The 9,390-nt window shown below is 70.1% G+C and carries 10 protein-coding genes; 8 read left to right on the top strand and 2 right to left on the bottom strand.

Annotated elements, in window-relative coordinates; translation table 11 throughout:
* The first annotated feature begins 431 nt into the window (after window positions 1-431).
* The 7 genes from AC1Q87_RS21665 (at window position 432) to AC1Q87_RS21635 (ending at window position 6,106) form a co-directional block, all read left to right on the top strand.
* Complete coding sequence (locus AC1Q87_RS21665; RefSeq protein WP_492610898.1) at window positions 432-1,361, top strand: hypothetical protein; 930 nt, start codon at window positions 432-434, stop codon at window positions 1,359-1,361.
* A gap of 126 nt (window positions 1,362-1,487) precedes the next feature.
* On the top strand, window positions 1,488-2,096 hold the full coding sequence (locus AC1Q87_RS21660; RefSeq protein WP_492610897.1) for a 50S ribosomal protein L25/general stress protein Ctc: 609 nt from the start codon (window positions 1,488-1,490) through the stop codon (window positions 2,094-2,096).
* A gap of 30 nt (window positions 2,097-2,126) precedes the next feature.
* Window positions 2,127-2,738, top strand: coding sequence for an aminoacyl-tRNA hydrolase (gene pth / locus AC1Q87_RS21655; RefSeq protein WP_492610896.1), 612 nt, complete (start codon window positions 2,127-2,129; stop codon window positions 2,736-2,738).
* Between the two features lie 202 nt (window positions 2,739-2,940).
* Window positions 2,941-4,038, top strand: coding sequence for a redox-regulated ATPase YchF (gene ychF, locus AC1Q87_RS21650; protein WP_492610895.1), 1,098 nt, complete (start codon window positions 2,941-2,943; stop codon window positions 4,036-4,038).
* A gap of 210 nt (window positions 4,039-4,248) precedes the next feature.
* On the top strand, window positions 4,249-4,917 hold the full coding sequence (locus AC1Q87_RS21645) for a dienelactone hydrolase family protein (RefSeq protein WP_492610894.1): 669 nt from the start codon (window positions 4,249-4,251) through the stop codon (window positions 4,915-4,917).
* Window positions 4,918-4,919: 2 nt separating this feature from the next.
* Window positions 4,920-5,600 carry a dienelactone hydrolase family protein gene (locus AC1Q87_RS21640; protein ID WP_492610893.1) on the top strand — a complete coding sequence of 227 codons (681 nt, stop codon included), beginning with the start codon at window positions 4,920-4,922 and terminating at the stop codon, window positions 5,598-5,600.
* Window positions 5,597-6,106, top strand: coding sequence for a GNAT family N-acetyltransferase (locus AC1Q87_RS21635; protein WP_492610892.1), 510 nt, complete (start codon window positions 5,597-5,599; stop codon window positions 6,104-6,106). The genes AC1Q87_RS21640 and AC1Q87_RS21635 overlap by 4 nt, the downstream gene beginning before the upstream one ends.
* On the opposite strand, the gene AC1Q87_RS21630 is transcribed toward AC1Q87_RS21635, so the two are convergent.
* Window positions 6,103-6,579, bottom strand: a complete 477-nt coding sequence (locus AC1Q87_RS21630) for a hypothetical protein (protein ID WP_492610891.1) — start codon at window positions 6,577-6,579, stop codon at window positions 6,103-6,105. The genes AC1Q87_RS21635 and AC1Q87_RS21630 overlap by 4 nt on opposite strands.
* A 158-nt stretch (window positions 6,580-6,737) precedes the next feature.
* On the opposite strand from AC1Q87_RS21630, the gene AC1Q87_RS21625 reads away from it, so the two are divergent.
* Window positions 6,738-7,514 (top strand): pepsin/retropepsin-like aspartic protease family protein, encoded by a 777-nt coding sequence (locus tag AC1Q87_RS21625; RefSeq protein WP_492610890.1) that lies wholly within the window; start codon window positions 6,738-6,740, stop codon window positions 7,512-7,514.
* A gap of 4 nt (window positions 7,515-7,518) precedes the next feature.
* On the opposite strand, the gene AC1Q87_RS21620 is transcribed toward AC1Q87_RS21625, so the two are convergent.
* Window positions 7,519-9,288: a hypothetical protein gene (locus AC1Q87_RS21620; protein ID WP_492610889.1), complete on the bottom strand. Its 1,770-nt coding sequence runs from the start codon at window positions 9,286-9,288 to the stop codon at window positions 7,519-7,521.
* Window positions 9,289-9,390 lie beyond the last annotated feature (102 nt).

Below are 9,390 nucleotides of genomic sequence, written 5' to 3'. Positions count from 1 at the left end.
CCCCCCCCCCCCCCCCCCCCCCCCCCCCCCCCCCCCCCCCCCCCCCCCCCCCCCCCCCCCCCCCCCCCCCCCCCCAGCCCCGCCTCCCAGGTTCCCGCGCGCGTCCGCGGCCAAACGACGCCCGGCCCCGATGCGGTGACGACCGCCTGCCGGCCCCGCTCTATGCTCGCCGAAACGGCCGCGGCGGGGCGGGTCACAAATGCGTCAGACCCCGCCTGAAGCCGGCTTTGGTTAAGCCTCGTTAACCGCTGGCGGTCACATTCTCGCCTGCTGGAGGGGCTAGGCTCCCACGCCTTATTTCTTGGGGAAGGCTCTGGATGATTTCGGCTTCTCGCGCGGGCCTGACGGCCGTCGCAATCGCATTCGCCACAATTCTGGCCTCCTGCGCCGAGCCTCCGCCGCCTAAGCCGGTGGAGCCGCCCGCGCCGGCCGTGAGCCTGGCGCCGAGCATCGTCGAGCAGGCCTCCGCCTACCGCTACTACGTGGACAAGGCCGCTGCGATCTCGCCGGCCTTCGTCGACGGCCAGATGGTCGCCGAGGGCCTGAAGGTCGCCTCCTCCTATGAACCCAAGCAGTTCCTGAAAGGGGCCATCGCTTACGGCGCGATCGTCGCCCTGCAGGACCCGACCTTTGTCGCCGGGGTCAAGCAGTACTCGGGCACCGCCGCCCAGCGCCAACAGATCGCCTACGAGATCATGAAGGACCCGGCCTACGTGGTCGGCCTGCCCGGCGCGGCCAGCGGCGCCGGTGTGGTGATCGCCGCGCTCGGCGATGACGGGAACAAGTTCTACCAGGCCGGCAAGACCGTGAAGCAGGCCGCCTACGACGTGCAGAAGCAGTCCTGGTCCAAGAGCGACGTGGTCGGCCGCGACGCGCGCCTGTCCCAGGCCAAGCTGCTCGGCTCGACCCCGGCGGTCGGCGACATCACCCAGACCACCCGCTTGCAGCAGGCGATCAGCGGCGCCCAGCCGCTCGGCGTGACCGGGACCGCCGTGACCCCGCCGTTCACCCCGGTGGTGATTCGCAGCCTCGCCGTCGCGGCCCTGGCGGTGCTCGGCCAGGCCAGCGAGCCGAACGTCGCCACGCTCAACGCCATCATGGTCGAGCCGAACGTCACCTCCTGCGCCAACATGGCCAAGCTCAACCTCTATCAGTGCCTGGCCGTCGCCAAGCCGCACTACGAGGACGTCTTCTGCCTGGGCCAGCACGGGATGATGGACACCGCCCGCTGCGTCATCAAAGCCTCGGGCCAGCCCGAGCCGTTCGAACCGCGCTTCGTGCCGACCGTTCGCGAGAACGCCAGCTACAAGCCGACTCCGGCCAAGAAGCCTGCGGCGAAGAAGCCGGCGAAGAAGGGTTAGAAATCCTTCCCCCTGCCCGTTGCCACGGGCGGGGGTTTTGTGTATCTACGCGCACCTTTCGGCCCTTACGGGTCGTTCCGTCGCCGCGCGGGTCTTCGCGCGGCGGCTTCGTTTTGAGGCGAGGCCATGGCCGATATCATCCTGAACGTTGAACTGCGCGAGCGCATTGGAACCGGTGGCGCGCGCGCCGCCCGCCGCGAGGGTCTGGTCCCCGGCGTGCTGTACGGCGGCGACAAGGATCCCGTGGCGATCACCGTCAAGTCGAACGAGTTCCGCAAGGCGCTCTACACCGGCAAGCTGCTCGGTCACCTGGTGACCCTGAAGCACGGCTCGGAAACCCAGCCGGTGATCGCCAAGGTCGTCGACATGCACCCGGTGACCGACGAGCCGATCCACTTCGACCTCTTCCGCGTCGACGCGCACCAGACGATCAAGATCGCCGTGCCGGTGCACTTCAAGAATCACGAAGCCTCGCCGGGCCTGAAGAAGGGCGGCACGCTGAACGTGGTGCGTCACGACGTCGAACTGCAGTGCCATGCCGACGCCATCCCGGAAGAGCTGGTCTTCGACCTGACCGGTCTGGACATCGGCGACACCATCCGCATCTCGGCCTTCACCCTGCCCAAGGGCGTCGAAGCCGCCATGGACCGCGACTTCGTCGTGGCCACCGTGGCCGGTTCGTCGGCCTCGGCGTCGGAAGCCGCTGAAGAAGCCGCCGGCGAAGCCGAAGCCTAAGCCCCTATCGGCCGGCTTGGGGAGCAACGCATGCTCATCCTGGCCGGCCAGGGCAACCCGGGAGCCCGCTATGCGGGCAACCGGCACAACATCGGCTTCATGGCCGTTGACGAGATTGCGCGCCGCTGGCGCTTCGGTCCCGAACGCTCCCGTTTCTCCGCCCTCGTCCGCGAGGGTGAGATCGAAACCCCCGGCGGCGCGGTCCGCACCCTGATCCTCAAGCCTCAGACCTTCTACAACGAGAGCGGTCGCTCCGTGTCCGAGGCGCTGAAGTTCTACAAGCTCAAGCCTGCCGACCTCGTGCTGTTCTACGACGAGATCGACATGGCCCCTGGCCGCTTCCGCATGAAGCTGGGCGGCGGCGCGGCCGGCAACAACGGCGTGCGCTCGCTCACCGCCCACATCGGCCCTGATTTCCGCCGCGCCCGCCTCGGCGTCGGCCATCCGGGCCACAAGGACCGCGTCCAGGGCCACGTGCTCTCCGACTTCCACAAGGTCGACCAGGGCTGGGTCGAGGCGCTGCTTCGCGCCGTGGCCGACGCCGCACCCCTGCTCGCCGAGGGCGAGGACGAGAAATACCAGACCGAAGTCATGCGCCTGGCCCCCGCCGACAAGGGCGACGTGCCGCGCGGCCGAGCCTAGTGCATCAAGATGCTCCCCCCTTGGGGGACCTGTCAGCCGAATGGCTGACTGAGGGGGACTTTGACTCCCTTCTCCGTCTCGACGCTTGGCGTCGATCTACCTCCCCCTGAGGGGGAGGATCTTGTGGAGTCGCCCCCGCCCCTTGGGCCAATCGGCCTAACGTGCTAGGTCGCCGGCTCGAATTTCAGGAACAGCTCTCCCCATGGCTCTCAAAGTCGCGATCGTCGGCCTGCCCAACGTCGGCAAGTCGACCCTCTTCAACGCGCTCACCCAGACGGCTGCGGCCCAGGCCGCCAACTATCCGTTCTGCACCATCGAGCCGAACACCGGCGACGTGGCCGTGCCCGAGCCGCGCCTGAATGCCCTGGCTGCGATCATCCCGTCCAAGGAGATCATTCCGGCGCGGATGAACTTCGTCGACATCGCCGGCCTGGTGCGCGGCGCGTCCAAGGGCGAAGGCCTGGGCAACCAGTTCCTGGCCAACATCCGCGACTGTGACGCCGTGGCCTTCGTCGCCCGGTGCTTCATCGACGACGACATCACCCACGTCGAGGGCAAGATCGACCCGCTGGCCGACCTCGAGACCATCGAGACCGAGCTGATGCTCGCCGACCTCGAGAGCCTGGAAAAGCGCGTCGCCAACCTCGAGAAGCGCGCCAAGACCGGCGACAAGGAAAGCGCCCAGACCCTGCGGCTGGTCCAGCTCGCCCTGACCGAGCTCAACGCGGGCCGCCCGGCCCGCAAGGCCGTCGTGTCGGCCGAGGACGACAAGGCCTGGCGGATGCTGCAGCTGCTGACCTCTAAGCCCGCGCTCTACGTCTCCAACGTCGATGAAGCGTCGGCCGCCACCGGCAACGACCTGTCCAACCAGGTGGCCGAACGCGCCAAGCGCGACGGCGCCGACCACGTCGTGATCTCGGCCCAGATCGAGAGCGAGATCGCCATGCTCGACGAAGCCGAGCGCACCGAGTTCCTGGAGACCCTCGGCCTGACCGAGCCGGGCCTCAACAAGCTGATCCGCGAGGCCTATCACCTGCTCGGCCTGCAGACCTACTTCACGGTGGGCCCCAAGGAAGCCCGCGCCTGGACGATCCACAAGGGCGACACCGCCCCGCAGGCGGCCGGCGTGATCCACACCGACTTCGAGAAGGGCTTCATCCGCGCCGAAACCATCGCCTACGAGGACTATGTGAGCCTCAAGGGCGAAGCCGGCGCGCGCGAAGCCGGCAAGTTCCGCCAGGAAGGCAAGGAGTACGTCGTCAAGGACGGCGACGTGCTGAACTTCCGCTTCAACGTCTAAGGCCGCTTTGATGCTCCCCCTCTGGGGGAGCTGTCAGCGGAGCTGACTGAGGGGGACTTTGACTCAAGCTCTTCGAGAGCAGTCCCCCTCCGTCTCGATGCTCCGCATCGATCCACCTCCCCCAAAAAGGGGAGGAACTTTTCACCCCATCGCCCTCCCCCCAGCTGAGGTTCTCTGCTTAGCTCGCGTCTAACAAGACGGGAGAAACGCATGGGCGAGACCATCACCCTCCGGGGCGCGGACGGCTTCGATTTTTCGGCCTACCACGAGCAGGCCTTCACCCCGCGCAAGGGCGGGGTCATCGTGCTTCAGGAAATCTTCGGCATCGACCGGCACATCCGCGCCGACGTCGAACGCTGGGCCAAGGCCGGCTACGAGGCCATCGCCCCCTCGCTCTACGACCGCCGAGAGCGTCACTTCACCGCCGCCCATGACCCCGAGGGCCTGACCGCCGGCGTCGCCCATGCGCGCGCCACGCCCCTGGAGCAGGCGCTCAGCGACATCGGCGCCTGCCGCGACTTCCTGGCCCCCCGCGGCAAGGTGTTCGTCGTCGGCTACTGCTATGGCGGCTCGCTGACCTGGCTGAGCGCCGCCAAGGTCGAGGGGATCGCCGCCGCCGCCAGCTATTATGGCAGCCTTGTGCAGGCTAACGCCGCACTCCGGCCGCTTTGCCCGACCATCGTCCACCTTGGCCACACCGATCCTGGGATCCCGGCCGACGAGGTCGAGAAGGCCGTGCACGAACACAACCCCGACGTCCCGGTCTACATCTACGAAGGCGCCGGCCACGGCTTCAACAACGAGAGCCCCGAGCGCTACAACGAAGAGGCCGCCGACCTCGCCCGCGCCCGCACCCGCGAGCTGTTCGAGAACGCGTGAGCATGGGCGAGCAGATCACCCTCCAGAGCGCCTTCGACGGCTTCGAGCTCGGCGCCTATCACGCCAAGCCGACCGACGCGCGCCGCGGCGGCCTGCTGCTGATCCAGGAGATCTTCGGGGTCACCGAGCACATCCGGGAGCTGGCCGACGCCTTCGCCGCCGACGGCTACGAGACCATCGCCCCATCGTTCTACGACCGCCTCGAGCGCGGCTTCCAGGCCGACTACGGCCAGGCGGCGATCGCCAAGGGCGTCGAGTACTCGCAGGCCACGCCCTGGGACCAGGTCGCCGGCGACGCCCAGGCCGCCATCGACGCGCTCAAGGCCCCGGTCTTCGTGACCGGCTTCTGCTGGGGCGGCGCGGCGACCTGGCTGGCCGCCTGTCGCTGCACGGGCCTGTCGGCCGCCGCCAGCTTCTACGGCCGCCGGATCAGCGAACTGAAGGACGAGACCCCCACGGTCCCGATCATCCTGCACTTCGGCAAGACCGACGCCTCGATCCCGCCAGAGCGGGTCGAGGAGATCGGCCAGCGCCATCCCGATATCCCGATCCATCTCTATCCGGCCGGCCACGGGTTCGTTTCCGACCGCCGCGCCGACTACGACGCCGACAGCGCCCGGCTCGCCCGCCTGCGGACCCTGGCGCTGTTCTCCAACAACGGCGGGGGGCGAAGTTCGGCGTGATCCTCGAAACCACGAGACTGCGGCTCCGGCCGCTGGCGGCGAGCGACCTCGACGCCCTCTGCGCGATCGCTGCCGATCCGCAGGTCATGGCCCACGTCGGCGACGGCGTGCCGCTGAGCCGGGCGGCCACCGCGCTCTGGATCAACAACGCCGCCGCCAGCCTGAAGATCAGCGAGGTCGGCAGCCGGGCCGTCGTCCTGCGCGACAGCGACGCCCTGATCGGCTGGGTCGGCCTGATCCCGACGCCGCACCCCAATCGCCTGGAACTGATCTACGGCTTCGCCCGCGCCTACTGGGGCCGGGGCTACGCCACCGAGGCCGCCAGGGCGCTGCTGGCCGCCTGCACGCCTGACGCGGTCGACGCCACCATCGACCCCGCCAACCTCGCCTCCTGGCGGATCCTGGAAAAACTGGGCTTCGTGGTCGTCGGCGAGGAAGAAGACGAGTTCGGCCTGCCGACCCTGCGGCTGCATCTCGACATCGACCATCCGGCCGCCGCGGGCTAGGGCTCGCGCTCTTCGATCTGCTTGCGCACCTCGGGCACCGTCTCCAGGGCTCGGACAAGCACCGCCTGCGCGGCGAGGATGCCGATCCCGGCGGCATAGCCCGAGAACACTCCGGCGGGATACCGGCCGCCATGGCCGACCGCCCAGACCTGCCAGTAGATGAACAGCGCCGCACCCGCGAGCAGTCCGACCCCGGTCAGCACCGAGATCGCCGTCTGGCCGAACCCGGCCTGGAAGCTCAGCCACACATAGCGCGCCAGCCCGCGCTTCAGCGGCGGCACCGCCAGCGGCCCGACCAGCGAGACGAACAGGAACATGGCCGGCCAGATCAGCGTGCGCTGGGCGATCAGATCGGCGCCGCCCGGCAGCACGCGAAAGGCGTTCACGACCGCCCCGGCATAGATCAGCACCGCCGCGCCGACCGCCACGTCCTGCATCCGCCGGAAGTCTCGCCAGGGCTTGATGAAGCTCATGGACTGGACTTAGGCGATCGATGCGGCAGGGGTAAGACCCAATCGCCCCGCGGCCGTGCATGGTCCCACGCTGCCCGTCGCCGAGCGCTGCAATCGCCGCTATGCTGCCCGCGAAGGGGCCGCCAAGCGCCCCGGCGCTCTCTCGCCTCACGGATCCCATGAAGCCGGTCGCCCTGGCCCTCGCCGCCGCCGCCCTCCCGCTCGCCGCCCATGCCGGCGAGACCGCCTGCTGGTTCGAGCAGGGTGTGATCGTCGCCCCGGCCTCCATCGACGGCCTGGCCGGCGACTACATCCTCGACACCGGCTCGCCGCTCACCCAGCTGCACGAGACCAAGGCCCAGGGCGCCGGACTGGTAGACCCCGACCAGCGCGGCCCGGTCCGCATCGCCGGCCTCACCCTGCCCGACCGGCCCTTCGTGATCGCCGACCTCGATGCGCGCACCTACGCCTTTCCCACCCCGATCGCCGGCGTGATCGGCGCCGACCTGCTGTCGGCCTACGTGGTCGAGGTCAGCTTCGCGCCCTGCCGGGTCGCCATCTATCCGCGCGCCCAGGCGCCGCGCGTACGCAGCAAGGTCAGCGTCCTGCCGCTGCGGGTCGCCGGCGGCGTCGCCACCGCCCACGCCGCCGTCTCCGACGGTCCCAGGGCCGTGGGCGGCGACTTCGTGATCGCCACCGGCTCGGACGCCGCCGTACGCGTCTCCCAGCGCCTCGCCTCGGTCCCCGGCGCGGCCAAGCCGCAGGACCTGCTGCCCTATGGCGACACCCGCGCGCAGCTGCGCGCCGCGTCCTTCGCCGGGACCCTGTTCGAAAACCTGCCCGGCGCTCTGGCCGACACCCAGGCCGACGGCGTCATCGGCGCGCCCTTGCTCGCCCGCTGGCGGCTGCGCTTCGACTTCCCGGCCGGCAAGCTGCTGCTCGCCCCCGCCGGCTAGGCCGCTACAGACGCTCCATCGCCAGCCACTCCGGCCGGCCCGCCCAGGACCGCACGAAGGCTTGCCGCGCGGCCTGCGCGTCGGCCTTGCGGCCCTGCGCCTCCTCGCTGCGCGACAAGCCGTACAGCGCCCAGCCGTTGCGCGGCGTCTGCGCCAGAGCGGCGCGGAACGCCTCGCTGGCCTCCGCCGGCTTGCCCGCCAGGAACAGCGCCGCGCCCAGCGACTGGTGGACCGGATAGTACCAGTACGGCGGCTCGGTGTAGGGAATGCGCCCCTCGATGGCGATGGCCTTGCGGTAGTGGCCGGCCGCCTCGTCATAGCGGCGCTCGGCGGTCGCAAGGCGCCCGCGCGCCACCTCCTGCGCCATGCCCACCAGGTCCACGGCCGGCACCAGCTGCGCGGTCAGGTCCGCGAAGGCGTCGGCCTTGACCAGGGCGTCCATCGCCGCGAGCTCGCGGTCGAAGCCGGCCTTGTCGCGCTGCTGGGCGTAGGCGACGGCCCGCGCATAGTGGCGCATCGCCGTGGCGTAGGGCAGCCGCACGTCGGGCGCCGGCATGGCCATGATCGCCTCAGGCGCCGCGAACTGGGCCATCGCCAGATAGGGCGCGGCGTCGATGATCTGCACCCAGCCGATCTTCGCCGAGGTCTCAACACCCATCAGCGCGCGCAGGCGCTCGGCCTCGCCGATCGCGGTGTCCATGTCGCCGGCCAGCTGCGCCGAGGTGACGATGAAGTGGACGTTGTGCGGATAGTAGCCGTAGCGCACCAGGCTGTGGTCTCCGGCGCTGCGGATGTAGGCCTCGTCGGCCCGCGCCGCCGCCACGTTCACCCGCATCGAGTCCGTATAGCGGCCGCGCGCCTGGTAGATGTGCGAAGGCATGTGCACCAGGTGCCCGGCGCTCGGCGCGGTCGGATTTCCCAACCGGTCGGCGGCGGCCTCGGCCCGCTGGGCGTCCGCGGCCTCCAGCAGGTGGATGTAGAGGTGCCCGGCCTGCACGTGGCCCGGATTGCGCGCGATCACGGTCTCGACCAGCGCCACCGCATCGCCGCTGCGCCCGACCGGCGTCTTCTTGTCCGGCTCCCAGTAGTTCCAGGGCGAGGTGTCCATCACCGCCTCGGCCGCCAGCACCGCCACGTCGTCGTCGGCCGGGAAGCGGCGGGCGACCTCCAGCATGGCGTCGGCATAGGCGCCGTCCAACGCTGCGCGATCGGCCTTCGGATCTCGCGAGTAACGCTGGGCCACCGCCTCGATCAGCGCCCGCTCCATCGGCGAGGCGCGCTCGCGCAAGGCCATGGCCCTGTCCATGGCGGCCAGCGCCGCCTCGCGGTCGCGCTCGTCCATCGGCGCGTTGATGTTCGGCCCCAGCGCCACCGCCTCGCCCCACCAGCACATCGCGCAGGTCGGATCGAGCCGCTGGGCCTCGCGGAAGGACCGCACCGCCCCAGCATGGTTGAAGCCATAGGCCAGCAGCAGGCCCTGGCTGAAGTAGCGCTTGGCCTGCGGACTGGCCGTGGTCAGCGGGAACGGCGAGGTCGTCAGGTCGTCATAGAGCGGGATCGGCCCGACCTGGCTGGCCGGCGCGGCGACCGCCTGGACGAGCAGCAGGCTGCGGGTCAGCGCCCCGCCCGCCTTCGGGCTTCCGCAGATCGACGAGGCCGTCAGCGTCGGATCGAGCGCGGCCAGGACCTGCGGCGAGATCGGCGCCTCGAAGGAGACACTGGTGAGCGACAGCCCTAACCCGGCGAGCGCCGCAGTCGTGAACCCGGTACCCATCGCGGACCTCCGCCAACCATTTGGGATATCGTTGGTTTTCGGGCGTCCGAGAGTCAAGCAAGGCAGGCGCAATGAAAAAGGCCCCGGATCGCTCCGGGGCCT

Source organism: Phenylobacterium sp. GW823-FHT02A09 (assembly GCF_058797775.1).
Note: the sequence above shows the minus strand (reverse complement) of the source record. Positions and strands in the feature narration are given on the sequence as shown.